This is a genomic window from Galactobacillus timonensis (assembly GCF_900240265.1).
Classification (GTDB): domain Bacteria; phylum Bacillota_I; class Bacilli_A; order Erysipelotrichales; family Erysipelotrichaceae; genus Bulleidia; species Bulleidia timonensis.
In genome coordinates this window covers 388,484-410,365 of the sequence record NZ_LT964740.1, presented here as the reverse complement: position 1 = coordinate 410,365, position 21,882 = coordinate 388,484, and the positions used below count along the sequence as shown (strand labels likewise).

Genomic DNA, 21,882 nt, shown 5'->3' with positions numbered 1-21,882 from the left:
AGGGGAATTTCCATGACCGACCAGATAGCCTATCAAGAATATATCCAGCGCAGGTACAACGCCTTTTGCAAGACTGTTATCCGCTGTGCCGCCTTGGACAAGATTTTGAAGCTTAAACGGCAATGGGAACGGCAAGTTTCCCTTGACTATCTGATGAACGAGAAGTTTGTCCAGTTTGCCGCGTCGGAGCCGGACGAGGAATACCCATTACCGTCTGCGGTCAGACCGTCCTGCTCTGCAACGCCGCCCTTGCCGACGCGATCTCTGTTTTGCCGGAGCAGACGCGGGAAGAAATCCTGCGCTATTACTTTCTGCGCCAGCCGCAGCGCGTGATCGGCGCGTGTATTGGCCGGTCACGCAGCACAGCGGGGCGGCATATCCAGCTTGCCTTGCAGCGGCTACGCGAAGAAATGGGGGTGAGCCGGTATGAGTAGACTTCTCCCCTATGAAACAATCCTCAAAGCCCGTGAGGGCGACCCAGAAGCCGTGAACGCTGTCCTGCTCCACTACGCCGGATATATCCGCTATTTCTCAAAAGTGAACGGGCAGGTCAACGCCGAGGTGGAGGACTATGTAAAGCAGCGGTTAATTGACTGTCAATTCAAGTTCCGGCTTGACGAACCACCGGACAAGTCATAAAAACTGAATACCAGCCGCCACCGACGCGGCCAGCGAAAGCAGTAAGTCTTGAAAAAGATGACTATCTAAAAATAGATGGGGTCTCGGGGTGCCTCTAAGAAATCCTGGGGTTGACTATCCGGGAGAAGAAAAACAGCTCCAAACTTACATGGGGAGGCACTCAGGCCTTCTCTTTTTCGTATTTGCCGATTATTATGCGGTAAGACATCAACAGAAAGGAAAAGGTTCAGAGTCAAGCTTCCCAGCAACCTCTGAACCCACAACCAAAACCATGGTTAGTGTAACACATTCACAATACAAAATTGTTAAACATCCTAATCATCCGGGCGATTTTTGATGGAATGCAGCGATCCTGTTTTGGATCCTGAAACAGGCCTGTCAATGAATCACTGTGGAACAGCCAGAAGATGCGTTAAAACGCCAGAAGGTTCTTACTGGATCTGGATCCCTGTCGTCGTCTCTTCCAACGGACGACATCACCGTGTCCTCCCTGATTTCCTTGTCCCTTACAAGCACTACTCGGTGCAGACCATCGAATCGGCTCTGGACAATGATCTGGATCTTGATCGTTATTCGCTTCCTTCCGATTCTTCCGTTTACCGTTGGAACAAATGGCTCGATAAGCTCATTGTGCAGCTCCGGATTTTCCTGAAGCTGGTTGATCCGCCTGATTCGCTGCTTCAACAGCTTCGTGTTCTATTCCGGCGTGATGTCCGCCGGGCTCCGGAATATGATTCTTCCAGTGGCTGGGTGGCCGGAATCAATCTCTGCCTGAATGGGCCAAATGACTTTGACTTGGGCCTTTCCTGATCTTCCCCTATGCTGGGCTCAAAGGAGAAGATCTATGTCCGAACAATCTGATAAACAGGCCATTCTTGAATTCTTTAACCTCGATACAGGCAGTGTGGAGAATGTCATCTTCCATAATGACAATGGCAGTGCGTCTGTCCATGTTTTACTGCGGCCGGATCATCCGCCTTGTCCCGATTGCGGCTGTACCCTGCCAAGGGTTAAGGACTACATTGACAAGAAGATAAGCCACGGCGTCTTTACTGATCGTGAGTGCACCATCTTCTATCATGCCCGCAGGTACATCTGTCCTGTCTGTCATCGAACGTACTATGAGAACAATCCATTCTGTTTCAGGAAGCAGCACATCTCCGCCCTCACGGTTGAAAACATTCTGAACGATTTGAAGATTCAGACCGAGACCTTCGCTTCCGTCGCTAAGCGGTATCACATCTCTCCCACAACCGCTGCCTCCGTCTTCGATGCCCACGTAAAGGAGGCGCGAAGACCTCTGCCCACATTGATGTGCTGGGATGAGAACTACGCATTTTATCATCCGGGAGAGAACTCAAAATATGTGTTCGTTATTCTCGACTTTGAGTCACAGGAGCCGGTGGATATCCTGCCAAGCAGAAGAAAAGATTATCTGCTCAGCTACTTTCTCAAAATCCCAGTGGAAGAGCGAAAGCGCGTCAAAATGATTGCCACGGACATGTATAGTGAATACCGCGCCATCATACGTCAGCTGTTCCCTAAGGCCTATCATTCCGTTGACCATTATCATGTCAGCCAGGAGCTCTCCAGAAAGGCTGACAGCGTCCGGATCAGAGTAATGAAGCAGACTCCAAAATATATTGAAGGCACAAAAACACAAACCAACGAGTATTATCTGCTGAAGACATTCAACTGGATGATATTCAAGCGGCTGGACGCCAGAGACAAAGATGGTAAAAAGCTGTTCGATCCCGGCCATCCAAGGAAAATGAACCGCAAGCTGAACCGGTTCCTCAATTATTACGAAATTAAAGCCATGATCGAAGCCGTTCATCCCGATTTGAAAAAGGCATGGGACCTCAAGGATGACGTTGTGGACTTCTATGACAACTGCACTTACGATACTGCTCCCCAGGAGCTGAACAAACTGATTCAGTCCTTCGCAGCCAGTGGTATTCCGGAAATGAAAGAGTTCTCCCGCACCCTGATCAGCTGGAGAGAGGAGATTATCAACTCCTTCATTGTCGTAAAGCAGCGTCATACAGTCGATAAGGACACAGGCCAGGTGGTAGTGTCCGACATAAAACTGAATAACGGATTGATGGAGAACCGGAACTCAATCATCAAGACGATCAAAAAAGCAGCCAACGGATATACCAACTGGGACAGATTCCGCAACCGCTGCCTCTATGTGCTCAGGAAGAGCTCCCGGCCATTGTTGAACCCTGTCATTCCGCCAAAGAAGGTTAAGCAATGACAACAAACGGATTAACATACGACCAGGTGTGGATCACGGCAGAAGGAGCCCGTTTGTATGGCAAAGAAGCAGAACTATATCTGCAGCCCCGCATCCGTTCCCTGAACCGAATGTGCCGCTCAGCGCAGCGATTAATGCGCGGCATTGAAAGTGATCTGAAGCAGCACGACCATACGAACAACAGGATCCTGTATGCCTTGAGTACAGACGAGATGCTTGCCCACATCGCCATCTGTTGCGAGATGTTTCTGGACGAATACGAAGAACTGCTGGAGACGCAGCCTTAACGGGCCCGTCTCCTTTTCGTTTCCATAAGAAAAACCGCCTGTTTTACCAGACGGCTTCATGGCGGATAAACCTTTTTGGGGTGCCCCGAGACCCCAGGTTATTTCACTTCGATTTCGAGGCCTCCCCAGAAAAATTTAGATCGCCAAAAAGATTTACTGCTTTTTGTTGTCCGGCTCCGCTCCCGGCCATTTTGCCCCCTGCCGGTTGTAGTAGTAAGCGAGGAGGGAATTTTTCTGCCCTGGTGTTTGGCATTTGGAGCATTTACCCGTAGTAGAGGGCAAAGAGAAAGGATTTCTCCAACACCGGGTAGAAACCACTGCGTCCGGTGTCATTTTAGCGAAAGCGGGCAGGAATGCCCTTTACAGGATTAGTAGTAGCAGAAAAAGAGAAACAAACTTTTGTGGTTGCAGTTTTCCAAAAAAGTGGCGGACGGAAGTGAGAGAAAGTTTGCAGTCACGGAGAGCAAGTTTCTACCACGGTGCCAAAATCCGCAATTCTGCGGTTTTGCCCCTCGCGGGAAACTTGTTGGGGAGTGCCTTCCCCAAACCCTGCTATGCGGCTTGCGCCGCTTATCCCCGCCGCGCTCATGCGGCAAGAAAGGAGGTCACGACCATGCGAAAAAAATACAACACACCCCACCGCAGCCGCGTTGTGAAAACCCGGCTGACCGAAGATGAATACGCCGACTTCACAGCGCGGCTTGCGCCCTATGGTATCAGCCAGTCGGAATTTCTCCGGCAGGCGATCCGGCGTACCACCATACGCCCCGTACTCCATGTGTCGTCGGTCAATGACGAACTGCTCTCCGCTGTCGGGAAGCTCGCAGCCGAGTACGGCAGGATCGGCGGCAACCTCAACCAGATTGCCCGGTATCTGAACGAGTACGGCGCGCCCTATCATGCGTTGTCCGGCGAGGTACGCGCCGCCATAGCCGACCTTGCCGCCCTCAAGTATGAAGTCTTAAAGAAAGTAGGTGACGCGGTTGGCAACACTCAAACATATCAACTCTAAAAACGCCGACTACGGAGCCGCCGAACAATACCTGCTCTTTGAGCATGACGAATTTACCATGAAGCCCGTCCTTGATGAAACCGGCAGGCTTATCCCCCGCGAGGACTACCGGCTGTCTACGCTGAACTGCGGCGGGGAGGATTTTGCCGTTGCGTGTATGCGGGCCAATCTCCGCTATGAGAAAAACCAGCGGCGGGAAGATGTGAAAAGCCACCACTACATCATCAGCTTTGACCCGCGGGACGGGCCGGACAACGGCCTGACCGTAGACCGGGCGCAGGCGTTGGGGGAGCAATTCTGTAAAGAACATTTCCCCGGCCACCAAGCCCTTGTCTGCACCCACCCGGACGGGCATAACCACAGCGGCAACATTCATGTGCATATCGTCATAAACAGCCTGCGGATTGAGGAAGTGCCGTTCCTGCCCTACATGGACAGGCCAGCCGACACGAAAGCCGGCTGCAAGCACCGATGTACCGACGCTGCCCTGCGCTACTTCAAATCCGAAGTCATGGAGATGTGCCACCGGGAGGGGCTTTACCAAATCGACCTCTTGAACGGCAGCAAGAACCGCATCACCGACCGGGAGTATTGGGCGCAGAAAAAGGGACAAGCCGCGCTGGACAAGCAGAACGCCCCCATGATTGCCGATGGTATCACGCCCCGGCAGACCAAGTTTGAAACGAACAAGGAAAAGCTGCGGCAGACCATACGGAAAGCCCTTGCCACCGCCGCCAGCTTTGACGAGTTTTCCTCTCTGCTGCTGCGGGAGGGTGTGACCGTCAAGGAGAGCCGGGGGCGGCTGTCCTATCTCACGCCGGACAGGACAAAGCCCATCACCGCCCGGAAGCTGGGCGACGATTTTGACCGCACCGCCGTCCTTGCCGTTTTGGAGCAGAATGCCGCCAGAGCAGCCGAAGCGCCAGCCAGATCCCCCGATCCCCCACGCACCATAAAAGACCGCTTGCAGGTTGCCAGAGCCGAGATAGCCGCCCCGAAACAGGACGGAGTGCAGCGGCTTGTGGACATTGAGCAGAAAATGGCCGAGGGCAAAGGCCGGGGCTATGAACGCTGGGCGAAGATACACAATCTGAAGCAGGCCGCCAAAACGCTGTCCGTCTACCAGCAATACGGCTTTACTTCCCCGGAGCAGTTAGAAGCCGCCGTTGACACCGCCTATCAGAAAATGCGCCAGACCAGCGGCGAACTGAAAGCACTGGAAACGAAGCTGCAAGGGAAAAAGGAGTTGCAGCGGCAGGTGTTGGCCTACGCCCAGACCAAGCCCGCCCGCGACGGGTTGAAAGCGCAGAAATCCGAGAAAGCCCGCGCCGCATACCGGCAGGCCCATGAGAGCGATTTTATCATAGCCGACGCAGCCGCCCGGTATTTCAAGGCGCATGGCATTACCAAGCTGCCCGCCCGGAAAGCGTTGCAGGCCGAGATCGAGCAGCTTATCTCCGAGAAAGACGGCCTGTATAACACCTATCACGAACAGAAGCAGCGGTTCAAGGAGTTGCAGACCGTCAAGCGGAATATCAACCAGATTTTGCGCCGGGACGAGCCGCACCGCAGAAAGGAGCAGAGCCATGAGCGATAACCTGCCCCGCATGGACTACCGCCAGCACCGGCGGGCGCGGCGGCTGGTACATGAGTGCTGTAACTACGACGAGGGGAACTGCCTGCTGTTAGACGACGGGGAGCCTTGCGTGTGCGTCCAGAGCATTTCCCTTTCCCTCATGTGCCGCTGGTTCCGTGTGGCTGTCCTGCCCCTTGACGGGGAGCTGTCCGCAGCCCTCTTATACCGGGGGAGCCGGAAACGGTGTGCCGTCTGCGGAGCGGCCTTTGTCCCCAAATCCAACCGGGGGAAATACTGCCCCGACTGCGCCGGGCGCATGAAGAAAATCCGCGCCGCCGAGAGAAAGCGGAAACAAAGGCAGAGATGTCACGCTTTAGAGCCTTTCAAACCCGCATAAATCAAGGCTTTTTTCGTGGGTGTCAAAGGGTACGCGATACATTTATCCTTTTCCCCCGGAAACGGCGTTCTAAATGCGTACAAACACCCCAAATCCACCCAAAGGAGGAACCATGTCAGACAACCGAAAATACTACTACCTCAAGCTGAAAGAGAATTACTTTGACGAGGACGCCATTGTGCTGCTGGAAAGTATGCAGGACGGTATCCTCTATTCCAACATCCTCTTGAAACTGTACCTGAAATCGCTGAAAAACGGCGGGAAGTTGCAGCTTGATGAAAATATCCCCTACACCGCGCAGATGATTGCCACCATTACCCGTCAGCAAGTCGGCACCGTAGAACGGGCCTTGCAGATTTTTATGAAGCTGGGGCTTGTGGAGCCGTTACAGAACGGCGCACTGTATATGAGCAACATTGAACTACTGATCGGCCAATCCTCTACCGAGGGGGAGCGAAAACGGCGGGCAAGGCTGGCTTTGCAGGAGCAGAAAGCCTTGCCAAAGGCCGGGGCGGACAAATGTCCACCATATCAAGCGGACATTTGTCCGCCAGAGATAGAGATAGAGAAAGAGATAGAAAAAGAGAGAGAGCGAGAGTTAGATACGGGACAACCCGCCCGCGCCGCCTATGGCCGGTATGAAAATGTTTTTCTTTCGCAATCGGAACTGGACGGGCTGAAAGCAGACCTGCCCGGCAAATGGGACTATTACATTGACCGGCTATCCTGCCATATCGCGTCCAGCGGCAAGCGATACAAGAGCCATGCCGCCACCATCTACAAATGGGCGCAGGAGGACGCAACTAAGAAAGCCCCGAAAAAGGGCATACCAGACTACTCATGCAAGGAGGGCGAGAGTTTATGAAGAACGAAATCAACGCTGTTTTGGAGAATATGACGGCCACCACCCCGGAGCCGGAGGACTACACCGGCGAGGACGGTTTGCTGTACTGCGGCAAGTGCCGCAAGCCGAAAGAAGCCTATTTTGCGCCGGATAAGGCCGCTATCTTCGGGCGCGACCGCCACCCGGCAGAGTGCGACTGCCAGAAAACCGCCCGCGAGGAACGGGAAGCCGCCGAAAAGCGGCGCAGGCACCTTGACACCGTGGAAGAACTGAAACGCCGGGGCTTTACCGACCCCGCCATGCGGGACTGGACTTTCGAGAATGACAACGGCAGGAACCCGCAGGCCGGGCTTGCCCGCCGGTATGTGGAGCATTGGGAGGATATGCGGACAGACAATATCGGCTGCCTGTTCTGGGGCGGCGTAGGAACCGGGAAAAGCTACCTTGCGGGCTGTATCGCAAACGCCCTCATGGAGAAAGAAATCCCCGTCCACATGACGAACTTTGCCCTGATCCTCAATGACCTTGCCGCCAGCTTTGAGGGGCGCAACGAGTACATTTCCCGCCTTTGCCGCTATCCGCTGCTGATCCTTGACGACTTTGGCATGGAACGCGGCACCGACTACGGGCTGGAACAGGTTTTCAATGTGATTGACAGCCGTTACCGCAGCGGCAAGCCGCTGATCGTCACGACCAACCTCACGCTGGACGACCTGCGAAACCCGGAGGACACCGCCCATTCCCGGATTTATGACCGGCTGCTTTCCATGTGCGTCCCGGTACGCTTTACCGGCGACAACTTCCGGCAGGAAACCGCCAAGCGGAAAATGGAGAGCATGAAGAAACTGATTACCGACTGAAAGGAGTATTGCCTATGACAGATAACAAGCAGCACGACACCCGCACCGCCCGCCGCCCCGACTGCGTGACGGAAATCCGCATGGGCAATTCCGTCCTTGTCGTGTCCGGCTATTTCAAGAAAGACACTACCACCACCGCCGCCGACAAAATGGCGCGGGTACTGGAAGCGGAAGCCGCTGCTACACAAAAACCGGCAATTTGACAAACCATAAAGAAGCAGATTTTACACTTTTGCCGCTATACAGCCCCCGCTATTCCGTGGTACAATAAAGCTACGGAATAGTGGGGCTGGCTGTCGGAAACGGAGGATTTTATGTTAAGACAAGCCACCCAAAACCTCATTACCGCCCTTTATCCGAGATTGTCCCATGAGGACGAATTGCAAGGTGAGAGTAATTCCATATCGAACCAAAAAAGGATACTCGAAGCCTTTGCAAAACAGAATGGCTTTACCAACCTGCGCTGGTACACCGACGACGGCTTTTCCGGCGCGAACTTCCAGCGCCCCGGTTTTCAAGCCATGCTTGCAGACATTGAAGCCGGGAAAGTGGGTACGGTCATCGTCAAGGACATGAGCCGGTTAGGGCGAAACTACTTGCAGGTAGGGTTTTACACGGAAATGCTGTTCCCTCAAAAGGGAGTGCGTTTTATCGCTGTCAACGACAATGTGGACAGCGCAAACGGCGGCATGGACAACGATTTTACCCCTCTGCGAAATCTGTTCAACGAATGGCTGGTGAGAGATACGAGCAAGAAAATCAAAGCAGTAAAACGAGCAAAAGGCATGAGCGGCAAGCCCGTTACCAGCAAGCCGGTCTATGGCTATCTCATGGACGAGGACGAGAACTATCTCGTTGACGAGGAAACCGCGCCGGTTGTCCAGCAGATATACCAGCTTTGCCTTGCCGGGAATGGCCCGACCAAGATTGCCCGTATGCTTACGGAGCAGCAAATCCCTACGCCGGGAACGCTGGAATACCGCAGGACGGGCAGCACCCGCCGCTACCACCCCGGCTATGAGTGCAAATGGGCGACGAACACCGTTGTTCATATCCTCGAAAACCGGGAGTACACCGGCTGTCTGGTAAACTTCAAGACGGAGAAGCCCTCTTACAAGGTCAAGCACAGTGTAGAGAACCCCGTAGAGAAGCAGGCCATTTTTGAGAACCACCATGAGCCTATCATAGACCGGGAAACATGGGAGCGCGTGCAGGAGTTACGCAAGCAGCGCAAACGCCCGAACCGCTATGATGAAGTGGGGCTGTTCTCCGGTATGCTGTTCTGCGCCGACTGCGGTCATGTGATGTACCAGCAGCGGTATCAGAACAAGAACCGCAAGCAGGACTGTTACATCTGCGGCAGCTACAAGAAGCGCACCCGCGACTGTACGGCGCACTTTATCCGCACCGACCTGTTGACCGCCGGTGTCCTCTCCAATCTCCGGCAAGTGACCGAATACGCCGCCAAGCACGAGAGCCGCTTTGTGAAGCTGCTTATCCAGCAGAACGAGATCGGCGGCAAGAGAAAGACCGCCGCAGCCACCAAGCAGCTTGAACAGGCGCAGGAGCGCATTGCCGAAGTGAGCCGCATTATCAAGCGGCTGTATGAGGACAATGTGAACGGCAAAATCAGCGACGAGCGTTTCATGGAACTGTCGGCAGACTATGAGCAGGAACAGCGGGAACTGAAAGACCGCGCCGCCGCTTTGCAGGCCGAACTGGACAAGTCGCAGGCCGCCACCGTCAACGCGGAAAAGTTTATGGGTATCGTCCGAAAGCACCTTGCCTTTGAGGAACTTACCCCCACCCTCTTGCGGGAAATGATTGAGAAAATCGTCGTGCATGAGTGTAGCTATGACGAGAACGGCACCCGCAGGCAGGACATTGAGATTTATTACAGCTTTGTCGGCAAGATTGACTTGCCCGAAGCCTAACGCCCGACCTATCCGACACAATGGCCAAGTGCCGGATAGGAACGGCAAAATTTTTTACACTTCTATTACTTCTTTATCACACATAAGCAAAGTCTCAGGGCATGAAACAGCTGATGGCAGGCGGCGGTGTCGCCCTGATCGGGACGATTCTTGTTCCGCTTCTTACCGGGCTGTTTGACTGAGACAGGAGGGAGGAGACCGCTAGATGGACACGATCCTTCAGCAGATCGCAGATTGGCTGAAGAAAATGCTCGTGGGCGGGATCATGAACAACTTCACCGGTATCTTCGATTCTGTCAATCAGCAGGTTGGCAGTATCGCTTCACAGGTAGGGACGACGCCCGCGAATTTCTCTCCGGGCGTCTTTTCTATGATCCGGAATGTATCAGAGTCGGTGATCATCCCCATCGCGGGGATGATCCTGACCTTCATTGCCTGTTACGAGCTGATTCAGCTGATTATCGATCACAACAATCTGGCAAACTTTGAAACATGGATTTTCTTCAAGTGGATCTTCAAGACCTTCGTGGCGGTCATGCTGATCACGAACACGTTCAATATCGTAATGGCGGTATTTGATGTGGCCCAGCAGGTCATTGCAAGCAGTGCCGGCATAATCTCCGGCTCTACAGCGGTCAGCAGCGATGCGCTCTCGCAGATGGAAGATACGCTGATGGCGTTGAAACCTGGACCGTTACTGGGTATCTTTATGCAGTCACTCTTGCTGCATGTTGCCATGTGGATCATGTCGATCATTATCTTTGTCATCATTTACGGACGCATGATCGAGATCTACCTGATGACAAGCCTTGCCCCGATTCCGTTTGCGACCTTTGCGAACCGGGAACAGAGTCAGATCGGTCAGAACTATTTCCGTTCCATCTGTGCGCTGGGCTTTCAGGGATTCCTGATCATGATCTGTGTCGGCATCTATGCACGTTGAGACAGTAGTACTGCTCACTAAGAAATCATAGGAAAGTGGTCAGAAACCGCATAAATACTGCGGTTTTCGGACAATCGGAGGAATTTAACATCGGGCAGGAAAAACGCTTCTCGCTAACTTATCTAAAGGCAAATCAGGTCAAATAGTGCAGGTGGTTGAGTTGCCACGATAGATGTCACTCTCTTGAGCAGCCGGGTTAGATGTTGGGGGTGTGGCTGTGAGATAGATGTCGGAATAGTGGTGATGCTAAAATACAATAATTACACGTTATATCAGGAGGAACAGGCTTTTTGAAGAAATTATTGATTACAATTGTGAAGATCGTGGTTTTCTTTATAGGATGGGCTGTGCTGTCCGGAATCATTGATATTCCAAGCGACAATCCCGCTGTATGGAGATTTTTCGCGGAGCTGATCCCATTGGCTGTCATGATACTGTTCACAGTGGCTTTCTGGCTGTTCGAGAAGAAAACCATAAACATACCAATAAAAGAAAACATAGGAAAAGGGGCACTGTCAGGAATTGTAATAGGTATCATCTGGATTGGAGCAGCTGCGGCCATTCTTATTTTTTCTAAACAACTGGAAATTATCGGTAAGAATGAAATCTCGCTCTTATGGCTTTGGATTCTTTCGGCGTTTCTTAATGTTATCATGCAGGAACTCCTTGTAAGAGGATATATATATCAGCTTTTGAAAGAAAGATTCAATCTTCCCGCAGCCGTTATTGTTACAACCGCGATATTTACGTTTATGCATGGCGGAGCATTTGAAGCGGGAGTTATTCCTGTCATAAACGTTGTTACGATGTGTCTTTTTACTACGGCACTATATGAGTCAGAGAAGACAATTCTTGCACCCATAATGGCGCATTCCATATGGAATATCATCGGGGCATTGATTCTCGGAGGGGTTAGTCTTGCCGATGATTATCCGAGTATTTTGATCATGACAGCTTCTGCAAATAAGCTCCTGTCAGGAGGAGAGTACAAAATAGAAGCAAGTATCGTAGTGACGATTTTGAATGTGGTCTTAATGGGGATATTTTTTGTTCGATACCGGAAGACTAAAAATTTCGGGCTGCAGGGACAATAAATATGACACCCTAAGGCTCCTACACACTGCCCTCATCGGTGGGGAGGTTCACAATTAATTCCGAATGCACAAAAGGCGTCCGGAATTTTTATTTGAAAAAAATGTTGATGTAATCATTGACGTTACATCTTTGAGATGCTATATTCTTGCCGTCAGATGAAACCGCAAAGGTTACAACTGATAAATAATTAGTGAAAATCTAAGGAGGATACCATCATGGCAAACAAAGAAAAAGCACTGGCTCTCATCGGCACATTCGCAAGCGGTGATACCGCAAAAGCTAAGGAGCTCCTTGCTCCTGGTTACATTCAGCACAACCTCGCTTATGGCACGGGCGCTGAGGCTTTCGTGGGCAGCGTTGCTTACCTTGCATCTGCTCCTGTAAAGACCACAGTCAATAATATCCGGGCTTTTGAGGACGGAGACAAGGTCTTCCTGCAGACGATCTACAACTTTGCAGGAGCTGGCGAGCAGGTCGCTTTTGACATCTTCCGTTTCGATGATGACGGCAAGATTGCAGAGCATTGGGACAATCTCGCAGCCAAGGCAGCTCCGAATCCGTCCGGTCATACACAGGTTGACGGGTACGACTCGTTGGAAGACCTCGATAAGACGGAGGAAAACCGTGATATCATCAAGAACTTCCTTCATGATGTAATGCAGGGCAAGGCTCCTGAAAAGACACCTTCCTACTTTGACGGCGATACCTATATTCAGCACAACACAGGAATTGCGGATGGCCTTTCCGGTCTCGGCGCTGCTCTGGAGGCACTTGGAAAGCAGGGCATTCAGATGATTTACGATACCGTGCATCAGGTTCTTGCACAGGGCAATTATGTGCTGGCTGTTTCCGAAGGTACCTTTGGCGGAGCTCCTACCTCGTACTACGATCTGTGGAGAATTGAGAACGGCAAGGTGGCAGAGCATTGGGATGTTATGGAAACCATTGCTGACAAAGAGACCTGGCAGAACCAGAACGGCAAGTTCTAATGTAACCATTGAAATTACATCGCGCATGATGTAATATGGTGGCCGGAGGTGGTTTCTATGCAGATATCGAGCAGATTTACCGTAGCTTTGCATATCTTCACATGTGTGGATACGTTTAAGGATGAATATAAGGTTACGAGTGATTTTCTTGCAAGAAGCATAGGAACGAATCCGGTTATCATTCGAAAAATACTCACGCAGCTGCAAAGTGCAGGGCTTATAACAGTAGCAAGAGGAACCGGTGGAATTTCGCCAACAAGAGCGCTGTCGGATATATCCTTCTATGATGTATATCAGGCCATAGAGCCTGTAGAGGGCGGGAACTTGTTCCGGTTCCATGAGAATCCAAGTCCACAGTGTCCGGTAGGACGAAACATTCATGCCCTTTTGGATGACAAGCTGAAAGACATTCAAAACGCTATGGAAAATGAAATGAAAAAATACACAATAGCGGATTTAAGGACGGGATTGCAGGATATTCTCGCAAAAGAAGCCTGACAAAACGGGACTCCGGGGCAGACAGCTTCGGGGTCCTTTTATAAGGAGGCATTTGATATGGAAGCAAAAGACTATCTTGACTATATAGTAAATGAAATACATCGAACGATTGTAGCAACCGTTGATGACGAAGGTCTTCCTGTGACTGCAGCAATCGATATGATGGACAGTGATGAAACGAGTTTGTATTTCCTCACAGCAAAGGGCAAAGGCTTTTATGACAGGCTGAAGAAACGAGAGTTTCTTGCCCTGACTGCAATGAAGGGTGAGGATACCATGAGCAGTGTGGCTGTGTCTATCCGTGGAAAGGTTCGGGAGCTTGGACAGGATAAGATCCCGGAACTGTTTGAGAAAAATCCATATATGCGCAAGATATATCCCACAGAGGAGTCAATGCAGGCTCTGACGGTGTTCCAGATTTATGAGGGCAGCGGTGAGTGGTTCGATCTTTCAAAGAGACCGATAGAGCGTGACTCTTTTACCTTTGGAGGCGTGATGAAAAAGGCAGAGGGATATTTTATTACTGACACATGTATTGGCTGTGGAAGCTGTGCAGCAGTTTGCCCGCAGAATTGCATCATTCCTGACAAAATACCGTTTGTGATTGAACAGGAACACTGTCTGCATTGTGGTAACTGTATGACGGCTTGTCCTGTAGATGCGGTGGAAAAAAGGTGACAGCATGAATGAGAAAATGACACAGGATCAGCGGCTTGCCTACCTGGTGGAGCAATTCAAAGCCGATTCTGATGAATATAAAGATTTGCAGACGCCAAGCGATACGAATGGGAAACGGCGCGTTCTCCGTTCGTTGATGAATATCCGTATGCCGCGAAGAATGGACGAATCCGTCCTCCGTGTTCAGGACGATTACCTGAAAGAACGCATCCATGAAAACGGGGTCGTGGAGCTTTCAGACATTCCTGTGATACGGGACGGGCTTTCTATCTGGCAGGGTGATATTACGCGGCTTGCCGTGGATGCCATCGTGAACGCAGCCAATTCGCAGATGCTGGGCTGTTTCGTTCCGATGCATACCTGCATTGACAACCCGATACTGAACTGAATCACACACTTTGTATAAATATTATAAAGAGAGACATACGGACCTTGGTGGAGTTAGTGATTTCAATGCCAGGACCATCCGTTCATGCAAGCCCCGGCGAAAAGCTGCGGTACTATCGCGAGTTGAAGCAGATGAGCCAGGAGGAACTGAGCCGAAAGCTCGGACATGACAATCTCTGGTATATTGTCAATCTGGAAAAGGGATTCAATCCGATTTTCTATGAGGATGCCGTGAGATTGGCCGAAGTTCTGAACATTGATCCGGAAGACCTGCTTACCGAATACACAAGATTCTGCAAGCCCGGCTACGGAGCAAGGATCAAGCGGATCCGGCATGAATATCAGGCCACGCAGGCGGAATTCTCTGAAATGGCAGATACGGAGCGTGCCCATATTGCAGTATGGGAATGTGAGTATCACAACATTCATCCGGAGTACAGCAGCTTCCTGAAACTCAAAAAACTGGCGGAAGATAAGTCAATTGACTTTCAGAAGCTGATCGATGATGAGGAATACTGCATCGATGATTATGAGCGGTTCATAAAGGCGGACATTCCGAAGAAAGTCCGGAATATCCGTTCTGCTTATGGCATGTTCCAGCATGACTTCGCAAAGATGCTCGGATGCATTGATTCCGGAAGCGCAGTCAGTCAATGGGAGTCCGGAAAAGGCAAACCATTGCGGAAGACCTTCTACAAATTGCGAGATGCGGCAGTTGCGGTCGGTATCGATATGAACAAGCTCAACGAAGATCCCGATTTCTACAGGGATGAATATGCTGAGTTTATCGAGACGGACTGCGGTGATAAGATCAGGTACATTCGGCTGAAACATGACTTATATATGGAGCAGTTCGGTGAAATGATTGGCGTCGCCGGCAGCACTGTCGGCCAATGGGAGACTGGCGGCAGTATCCCAACAAAGGTCTGGTTTCCGGAGATCAAGAAAGCTGCCGAACAGGTCGGAATTGATCTGGACAGTCTTAACGGACATCCGGAAATCTATAAAGATCCATTTACGGAACTGATTCAGAAGCAAGATTCTGCTGAATGGGTAAGAAGAATCCGAAAAGAGAGCGGGCTTACAATCGAGGATTTTGCACGATACGTCGGGGTAAGCACAACAGCCGTATGGCAATGGGAAACCGATAAGAAATGCCGGAAACCGGGAAGACGATCCTTTGACAAGATCGTTGAAATAGCGGTCATGAAAGGAATTGATATCTATGACACATGGAGAACAGAGAGTGTGGCTGATTAAATATCTTTTGAATGAGAGAACGGATGCTGCAGGTGTAGAGATACCAGGTGATGAACAGGGTCAAAAAGATCTGCTCAGAGGACTTATGAATATCCGCATGCCGGATCCGATTTCTGATAAATTTCTGAAGATACAGGATGAATACCTGACAGCAGAAAATCTTTCGGAAGGTGTCGTAAGAATTGAAGATCTGACACCAATCAAGGCTGACAACAGGATCTATATCTGGCAAGGCGATATGTCCAGACTGGCAATCGATGCAGTGACGCTGCCGGCGAATTCTGGATTTACCGGATGCTACCAATGGTTGCACAACTGTTTGGATAACATTCTTGGCTCGAAAGCCGGAGTAGAGCTGAGGCTTTATACAAACAAAATGATTACTGAACAGGGATATCCGGAACCGACCGGACAGGCAAAGATCACGCCGGGATTTAATCTTCCGAGCAAGTATATCATCCATACGGTAGGTCCTATCGTTCAGGGGAAGCTGACAAAAGAAAATGAACGGATGTTGGCATCCTGTTACAGATCCATTCTGGAATTGGCCGATCAGAACGACATCAGGACATTGGCATTATGTTGTATTTCTACCGGCGTATTCATGTTCCCGAATCAGAGAGCAGCGGAGATCGCTGTAGAAACTGTTCGTAAATATCTGGCTGAATCCGGAAGCCAAATAAAGGTCATCTTCAATGTATTCAAAGATGTTGACTTGATGTTCTATAAATACTATCTGGGTGAATAAGCAAAGTAAGTAACTGAATATTTTGGGATAGACGGTCTCGAGCTGCAAAAGGTTCGGGGCCGTTTTTTTATTGCCAAACATACTGACAAAGGAAGGAGGAATGACTCATGGCAGTCTTCCGGGTGAAGAAAAACAAAAACTTTACCACAATGTGCAACATCCATCTCCGTGACAAGAACCTGTCTCTCAAGGCAAAAGGAATGCTCTCGATTTTCCTGAGCCTTCCGGACGAATGGCATTACTCCGTCAAAGGTCTTGCCGAGATCTGCCAGGAAGGTCCTGACTGCATCCGAAGCGTCCTGAAGGAACTGGAAGCGGCAGGGTATCTGAGGCGCAGACGCACCCGCAGGGAGAATGGACAGCTCGGTGACGCGGAATATCTGATCTATGAGACACCGCAGCGTGACGACGACGGTGACGATACAAATCCAGCTTCTCCTGCTCAGGCTGCATCTGTGGAGGAATCACCTGTGGAGGAAAATCCAGTACAGGCGGAACCTGTATTGGAGGACCCGACAGGAATAAAGAAAGACGAAGTAAGTACAGAAAAATCAAATACTGATCCATCAAATACGGATCAATCAAAGAAAGAGAGAAGAGAAAGCGCCCGTCACAGATATGGGCAGTATGAAAATGTCCTTCTGAGTGATGACGATCTGGAAAAGCTGAAGACGGAATTCCCGGATGATTACTCAGAAAGAATCGACAATCTGTCGGAATACATGGCATCGACCGGCAGGTCTTACAAAAATCATCTGGTCACGATCCGGAGATGGTCCAGGAGGGATATCGGCAGGAAGCCGGCTTATCGACAGTCCGCTTCTCCTGCGTATAGCCCGGACAGATATGAAACGACGAAAAGGAGAAGCTTATGACAGAGGTAAACGCGATTCTGGGAGCGATGGCAGAGCAAAACAAGATGGAACCGGAGGAGATCCCCGAGGGCACCTATAAAGCCGAGGATGGCCTGCTTCACTGCAAGGTCTGTAAACAGCCGGTGCAGCATCGGCTTGAGTTTTGCGGCAGAGTCCGCCTTGTTCGCTGTATGTGCCGGTGCGATGAGGAACGGCTGAAACGGGAAGAGGAGGAAGAAAGACAACAGCGGGAGCGCATGTACATTGCCTCGTTAAAGGCGAATGGCATCCAGGAGCAGCATTTCTACTCCTGGACATTCGAGAATGCCGAACAGAACAACGACATCCGGATGGCGAAGCGGTACGTGGACCAATGGGATCAGGTCAGAGAGAAAAATCTTGGTCTGATTCTTTGGGGAGGAGTCGGGACCGGCAAGACTTATATCGCAGCGTGCATTGCCAATGCCCTGATCGAACAGAAGGTGCCGGTGCTGATGACGAACTTTTCCAAGGTGCTGAACCAGATGGGCACGCTGTACTCCGAAGACAGATACAAATACATCTCGGATTTCTCCAAGTTTCCGCTGCTGATCATTGATGACCTGGGTGTGGAGAGGAGCACCGAATATGTCCGTGAACAGATCTTTGCCATCATCGATGAGCGGTATAAAGCAAACCTGCCACTGATCGTGACGACCAATCTGACGATCGATGAACTGAGCAGCCCGAAGGATGTTGCCGATGCCAGAATCTACAGCCGTCTTCTGGAGATGTGTGCTCCGGTCCAGATCAGAGGATCGGACCGCCGGCAGAAAGTCGGGGATGCGAAGATCGATCTGGCAAAGCAGATGCTGTTTGAAAGCGAGGTGCGCCGATGAAGAGCAGTACAGAAATTATTGCGATCGTCAATCAGAAAGGGGGAACAGCCAAAACCACCACTGCGGAGAATCTTGGTATTGGCCTGGCAAGGGAAGGAAAACGAGTCCTTCTGGTTGATACGGATCCTCAGGCGTCTTTAACCATTGCTCTAGGCCACCCGAATCCGGATGATCTGCCGGTCACTCTGACGGAGCTTATGAATTACACAATGGATGAGACGCTGATCGATCCGGAAGCCGGTATTCTTCACCACGAAGAAGGTATTGATCTGATTCCGGCAAATATTTCACTGGCAGGTCTGGAGGTTTCTCTGGTCAATACCATGAACCGCGAGCGGATCCTGAAGCAGCTGCTGGATCGGATTAAGTCCAATTACGACTATATTCTGCTGGACTGTATGCCGTCGCTAGGCCTGATGACGGTCAATGCTCTGGCTTCTTCTACCAGCGCCTTGATCCCGGTGCAGCCAAATTATCTGTCAGCAAAAGGGCTGGAACAGCTTCTTGGAACCATCAACAAGGTCAAGCGCCAGATCAATCCGAAGCTGAAGATTGAGGGCGTGCTGCTGACGATGGTGGACAACCGGACCAATTACAACAGAGAGATCAGTTCGCTGATCCGGCATACGTACGGAGGCCATATCAGGATCTTCCAGACCGAAATCCCAAGATCGGTCAGGGCTGCGGAGATTTCTGCCGAAGGGAAAAGCATCTTTGCCTATGACCCGAAAGGAAAAGTCGCCGATGCATACGGAAAACTCACGAAGGAGGTGATGATAAATGCAGAGAAAAGGCGCAAACGTGAGCTTGAAGAGTGTCGATGACCTTTTCTCCACACAGGAAGAAAGAGATACGACAGAGCATGTGCAGGAAATCCCGCTTTCCGAGCTGCATCCCTTCAAAGATCATCCGTTCAAGGTACTGGATGATGAAGCAATGCAGAAAACTGTTGAAAGCATCCGGGAGTACGGAGTCCTGACTCCTGCGATTGCCAGACCAAGACCGGAAGGCGGCTATGAACTGATCTCCGGGCACCGAAGGCACCATGCTTCGGAACTGGCGGGTAAAGAAACAATGCCGGTCATTGTCCGTGATATGGATGACGATGCTGCAACGATTCTGATGGTCGATTCTAACCTGCAGCGTGAGGAAATCCTGCCGAGTGAGAGGGCTAAAGCTTACAAAATGAAGCTGGAGGCTTTGAAACATCAGGGAGAGCGATCAGATTTAACTTCTACACAAGTTGTGTCGAAGTTGGCTGCTGAAAAAGTGGGTGAGGATGATGGAGTCAGCCGTGAATCAGTCAGACGATACATCCGCTTGACTAACCTTATCCCTGAACTTCAGGACATGGTCGATGAGAAGAAGATTTCCTTCAATCCTGCTGTTGAACTTTCTTACCTGAAGCCGGAAGAACAGGAGATGTTTGTTGAGGCTATGGAAGCTTCACAGATCGCACCTTCTCTTTCCCAGGCCCAGCGCATGAAGAAGATGAGCCAGCAGGGGCAGCTGACCCAGGAAACGATGGAGGACATGCTGTCGGAGGACAAGAAAGCACCACTGGATCGGGTGGTGTTTGATCAGAGCCAGATCCGGAAGTATTTCCCTAAGTCCTATACGACAAAGCAGATGCAGGAAAAGATCATCCAGCTGCTGGAGCAATGGCAGCGCAAGCAGCAAAGAGATATGGAACGCTGAAACAGACAAGTGAATATGGTTTGAAACACGCAGCTATCTCACACAAGGGATGCTGCTTATTTTTTACCCAAATGCAGAAAGGAGATTTTGAAAATGATGAATCAGAATACAAAACCAGGCCTGTCGCCGGAGGCTGATATCGCAGTTCAGCTTTACCGGATCGCTGAAACATTAGAGGAGCTACTCGATGTAATAAAGGACCGGGACATCCGTAATTACTTTGAGGAAGACGATCCCGATGGCGAAGCATATCTGGATAGACTATTATCCCCGTCGCATAAAGTACCGGCGCCGGATGAAATCTTTGCCATCTCTATCGATCCGGCAAAACAGCCGGAGAAAGTTCCGATCAGCAGACTCGAGGAATACGAAACATTCACGGAGAACGATGAAGTTATTTTTGAAATTCCCGATACGGATATGGCGGTTTCCTGCAGCATCGGGGATCTGATCGAGATCGGCGGTCACCAATATCTGTTCGGGCAGGGGTTGGTTGTCCTTATGGATCCAAGTGCTGAGCTGCGTGCATTCCAGGAGAAGGATTTCCAGAAGCTCCTCGATTATCTGAATTGTGTTAAAAGGACGATTCTCTGCGGATCAGCGAAGAAAGACGTATATCGGCTCAAATAAATAAGGAAGGAGTTAACAGATGGAGTACGAAGAATTTCTGAAGAAGCTGAAAGATGATTTGCAGAATTATTATTCTGAAGCCGGAGTAACGGTCGATACTGCGGATATTCAGAAGATGCAGGGTGAATCCTACCACGGTCTGCAATTTACAAGAGACGGAACAAATGTCGGCTTCAACATGGATATGCATAACTTCTTTGCAGAGATGGAGAACGGAGTTCCTTATCATGATGTGATGCTGGATGCCAGAGATGCCGTATCCGAAGCTCTCGATCGGTCGCTTTCGATGGATATGGATATCGGAAAACTGATAAATTACGACGAGATGAAACACAGCCTCTCCGTGCAGATCGTCTCAACAGAGAAGAATCAGGAAATGCTTTCCAGAGTACCGCATCAGGAAATGGAAGATATGTCCATGGTCTATCGGTTCGATCTGGGAGAGACGTCTAATGGCAACGCAACCATCCTGGTTACCAATCAGATGCTGCGGAATTACGGGATCACGGCGGAACAGCTTCATGATGACGCGATGACATTTGCACCATTGATGCATCCGGCTAGCATCCACAGCATGGAGAGCGTGCTCTTCGGCATTCCGGAAGAGGAAAGCATCGATCCGGACGGGCAACAAAAGCTCTATGTCGTAACGAATGAAAAAGCGGTAAACGGCGCCGGCGTCATTACTTATCCGGATTTCATGGACCAGGCTGCTGAGAAGATGGGCGGGAGCTTCTATCTCCTGCCGTCATCGATCCACGAAGTTCTGATCATGAAGGATACTTCGGAAGTGGATGTTGATGGGCTGGTAGATATGGTCAAAACAGTCAATGCCACACAGGTAGAACCGGAGGATCGTCTTACGGATAATGCCTATCACTACGATGCAGACGCACGGATCTTTGAAACAGCTCATGGTTATGAAGAACGTATTGCTGCAGAACACACGGGAGTCCAGAAGGCTGCTGAAACCATTGATGTGCTTCTTGTGGAACCGGGGAAATATCCGCAGCACATTCAGATCGGAACGGATCTGGAAGATCTGCAGAAAGCAGTCGGCGGGGATATTGAAGTGACGTATCCCTTCGACGAAAATGTCGGGCTGATCTGCAATGAAGAAGGGAAGCTCAACGGGTTGGAATGGAACCGCGCACTCTACGATGACCATGGCAATATCTCAGATGTTATTGCCGGACCGTTCCTGATTGCAGGTCTCACGGAAGATGACTTCTGCTCTCTGACGGATCAGCAGCTTTCGGATTTCGAGGATCAGTTCTATTCACCGGAAGTTTTCATTCGGCTGGGTCACAGCATTATGGCAGTTCAGGTGCCGGAGGATGCGGTTCATGAACGGGAAGAGTCCTATAAGCCGAAGACGAAACCTGCACCGGAGATCGATGACCGCTGAAGGAGGT

Annotated in this window: 27 protein-coding genes and 1 pseudogene; all 28 read left to right on the top strand. The window is 50.6% G+C overall.

Annotation, left to right across the window (positions count from 1 at the left end):
* Positions 1 to 12 precede the first annotated feature (12 nt).
* The 28 genes and pseudogenes from C1714_RS12440 to C1714_RS14485 all read left to right on the top strand — a co-directional run bounded on the left by C1714_RS12440 (position 13) and on the right by C1714_RS14485 (position 21,875).
* Positions 13 to 333, top strand: a complete 321-nt coding sequence (locus C1714_RS12440; protein WP_425349067.1) for a hypothetical protein — start codon at positions 13 to 15, stop codon at positions 331 to 333.
* On the top strand, positions 270 to 434 hold the full coding sequence (locus C1714_RS14725; protein ID WP_425349063.1) for a sigma-70 RNA polymerase sigma factor region 4 domain-containing protein: 165 nt from the start codon (positions 270 to 272) through the stop codon (positions 432 to 434). Before C1714_RS12440 ends, C1714_RS14725 begins: the two co-directional genes overlap by 64 nt.
* The gene (locus tag C1714_RS12435; RefSeq protein ID WP_002586615.1) at positions 427 to 639 is read left to right on the top strand and encodes a helix-turn-helix domain-containing protein; all 213 of its coding nucleotides are present in this window, start codon (positions 427 to 429) and stop codon (positions 637 to 639) included. The genes C1714_RS14725 and C1714_RS12435 overlap by 8 nt, the downstream gene beginning before the upstream one ends.
* A gap of 336 nt (positions 640 to 975) precedes the next feature.
* Positions 976 to 1,449 carry a DUF6431 domain-containing protein gene (locus C1714_RS12430; RefSeq protein ID WP_102342704.1) on the top strand — a complete coding sequence of 158 codons (474 nt, stop codon included), beginning with the start codon at positions 976 to 978 and terminating at the stop codon, positions 1,447 to 1,449.
* Between the two features lie 34 nt (positions 1,450 to 1,483).
* On the top strand, positions 1,484 to 2,899 hold the full coding sequence (locus tag C1714_RS12425) for an ISL3 family transposase (RefSeq protein ID WP_167849913.1): 1,416 nt from the start codon (positions 1,484 to 1,486) through the stop codon (positions 2,897 to 2,899).
* On the top strand, positions 2,896 to 3,186 hold the full coding sequence (locus C1714_RS12420; protein WP_102341881.1) for a hypothetical protein: 291 nt from the start codon (positions 2,896 to 2,898) through the stop codon (positions 3,184 to 3,186). The genes C1714_RS12425 and C1714_RS12420 overlap by 4 nt, the downstream gene beginning before the upstream one ends.
* 613 nt (positions 3,187 to 3,799) lie before the next feature.
* Complete coding sequence (locus C1714_RS12410) at positions 3,800 to 4,198, top strand: plasmid mobilization protein (RefSeq protein ID WP_002584975.1); 399 nt, start codon at positions 3,800 to 3,802, stop codon at positions 4,196 to 4,198.
* Positions 4,170 to 5,795 carry a relaxase/mobilization nuclease domain-containing protein gene (locus C1714_RS12405; protein WP_102343530.1) on the top strand — a complete coding sequence of 542 codons (1,626 nt, stop codon included), beginning with the start codon at positions 4,170 to 4,172 and terminating at the stop codon, positions 5,793 to 5,795. Before C1714_RS12410 ends, C1714_RS12405 begins: the two co-directional genes overlap by 29 nt.
* Complete coding sequence (locus C1714_RS12400; RefSeq protein WP_004452819.1) at positions 5,785 to 6,171, top strand: cysteine-rich VLP domain-containing protein; 387 nt, start codon at positions 5,785 to 5,787, stop codon at positions 6,169 to 6,171. Before C1714_RS12405 ends, C1714_RS12400 begins: the two co-directional genes overlap by 11 nt.
* 112 nt (positions 6,172 to 6,283) lie before the next feature.
* Positions 6,284 to 7,036 carry a phage replisome organizer N-terminal domain-containing protein gene (locus C1714_RS12390; protein ID WP_074754406.1) on the top strand — a complete coding sequence of 251 codons (753 nt, stop codon included), beginning with the start codon at positions 6,284 to 6,286 and terminating at the stop codon, positions 7,034 to 7,036.
* Positions 7,033 to 7,875 (top strand): ATP-binding protein, encoded by an 843-nt coding sequence (locus C1714_RS12385; RefSeq protein WP_074754404.1) that lies wholly within the window; start codon positions 7,033 to 7,035, stop codon positions 7,873 to 7,875. Before C1714_RS12390 ends, C1714_RS12385 begins: the two co-directional genes overlap by 4 nt.
* Before the next feature lie 14 nt (positions 7,876 to 7,889).
* Positions 7,890 to 8,078, top strand: coding sequence for a transposon-encoded TnpW family protein (locus C1714_RS12380; RefSeq protein ID WP_002571011.1), 189 nt, complete (start codon positions 7,890 to 7,892; stop codon positions 8,076 to 8,078).
* 111 nt (positions 8,079 to 8,189) lie between these two features.
* Positions 8,190 to 9,809, top strand: a complete 1,620-nt coding sequence (locus tag C1714_RS12375) for a recombinase family protein (RefSeq protein WP_002571010.1) — start codon at positions 8,190 to 8,192, stop codon at positions 9,807 to 9,809.
* Positions 9,810 to 9,907: 98 nt separating this feature from the next.
* A pseudogene (locus C1714_RS14330) lies at positions 9,908 to 9,991 on the top strand (Maff2 family mobile element protein); the annotation flags it as partial.
* Positions 9,992 to 10,014: 23 nt separating this feature from the next.
* The gene (locus tag C1714_RS12365) at positions 10,015 to 10,752 is read left to right on the top strand and encodes a VirB6/TrbL-like conjugal transfer protein, CD1112 family (protein WP_245305135.1); all 738 of its coding nucleotides are present in this window, start codon (positions 10,015 to 10,017) and stop codon (positions 10,750 to 10,752) included.
* A 290-nt stretch (positions 10,753 to 11,042) separates the two neighbouring features.
* Entirely contained in the window at positions 11,043 to 11,846 is an 804-nt protein-coding gene (locus C1714_RS12360) for a CPBP family intramembrane glutamic endopeptidase (RefSeq protein ID WP_102343529.1), read from the top strand.
* A 216-nt stretch (positions 11,847 to 12,062) separates the two neighbouring features.
* Positions 12,063 to 12,836, top strand: coding sequence for a nuclear transport factor 2 family protein (locus C1714_RS12355; RefSeq protein ID WP_102343528.1), 774 nt, complete (start codon positions 12,063 to 12,065; stop codon positions 12,834 to 12,836).
* A gap of 57 nt (positions 12,837 to 12,893) precedes the next feature.
* Entirely contained in the window at positions 12,894 to 13,334 is a 441-nt protein-coding gene (locus C1714_RS12350) for an Rrf2 family transcriptional regulator (protein ID WP_102343527.1), read from the top strand.
* A gap of 57 nt (positions 13,335 to 13,391) precedes the next feature.
* Positions 13,392 to 14,012, top strand: coding sequence for a 4Fe-4S binding protein (locus C1714_RS12345; RefSeq protein ID WP_102343526.1), 621 nt, complete (start codon positions 13,392 to 13,394; stop codon positions 14,010 to 14,012).
* Positions 14,013 to 14,016: 4 nt separating this feature from the next.
* Positions 14,017 to 14,400, top strand: a complete 384-nt coding sequence (locus C1714_RS12340) for a macro domain-containing protein (protein ID WP_210115346.1) — start codon at positions 14,017 to 14,019, stop codon at positions 14,398 to 14,400.
* A gap of 65 nt (positions 14,401 to 14,465) precedes the next feature.
* Complete coding sequence (locus tag C1714_RS12335; protein WP_102343525.1) at positions 14,466 to 15,659, top strand: helix-turn-helix domain-containing protein; 1,194 nt, start codon at positions 14,466 to 14,468, stop codon at positions 15,657 to 15,659.
* Entirely contained in the window at positions 15,646 to 16,407 is a 762-nt protein-coding gene (locus tag C1714_RS12330) for a protein-ADP-ribose hydrolase (protein ID WP_245305134.1), read from the top strand. Before C1714_RS12335 ends, C1714_RS12330 begins: the two co-directional genes overlap by 14 nt.
* A gap of 107 nt (positions 16,408 to 16,514) precedes the next feature.
* Entirely contained in the window at positions 16,515 to 17,282 is a 768-nt protein-coding gene (locus tag C1714_RS12325) for a helix-turn-helix domain-containing protein (RefSeq protein ID WP_210115345.1), read from the top strand.
* Entirely contained in the window at positions 17,279 to 18,139 is an 861-nt protein-coding gene (locus tag C1714_RS12320) for an ATP-binding protein (RefSeq protein WP_102343523.1), read from the top strand. Before C1714_RS12325 ends, C1714_RS12320 begins: the two co-directional genes overlap by 4 nt.
* Positions 18,136 to 18,963 (top strand): ParA family protein, encoded by an 828-nt coding sequence (locus C1714_RS12315; protein WP_102343522.1) that lies wholly within the window; start codon positions 18,136 to 18,138, stop codon positions 18,961 to 18,963. The genes C1714_RS12320 and C1714_RS12315 overlap by 4 nt, the downstream gene beginning before the upstream one ends.
* The gene (locus C1714_RS12310; protein WP_102343521.1) at positions 18,920 to 19,837 is read left to right on the top strand and encodes a ParB/RepB/Spo0J family partition protein; all 918 of its coding nucleotides are present in this window, start codon (positions 18,920 to 18,922) and stop codon (positions 19,835 to 19,837) included. Before C1714_RS12315 ends, C1714_RS12310 begins: the two co-directional genes overlap by 44 nt.
* Positions 19,838 to 19,930: 93 nt before the next feature.
* Positions 19,931 to 20,467, top strand: coding sequence for a hypothetical protein (locus C1714_RS12305; protein ID WP_102343520.1), 537 nt, complete (start codon positions 19,931 to 19,933; stop codon positions 20,465 to 20,467).
* A gap of 19 nt (positions 20,468 to 20,486) precedes the next feature.
* Positions 20,487 to 21,875: a DUF5688 family protein gene (locus C1714_RS14485; protein ID WP_245305133.1), complete on the top strand. Its 1,389-nt coding sequence runs from the start codon at positions 20,487 to 20,489 to the stop codon at positions 21,873 to 21,875.
* Positions 21,876 to 21,882: the final 7 nt, after the last annotated feature.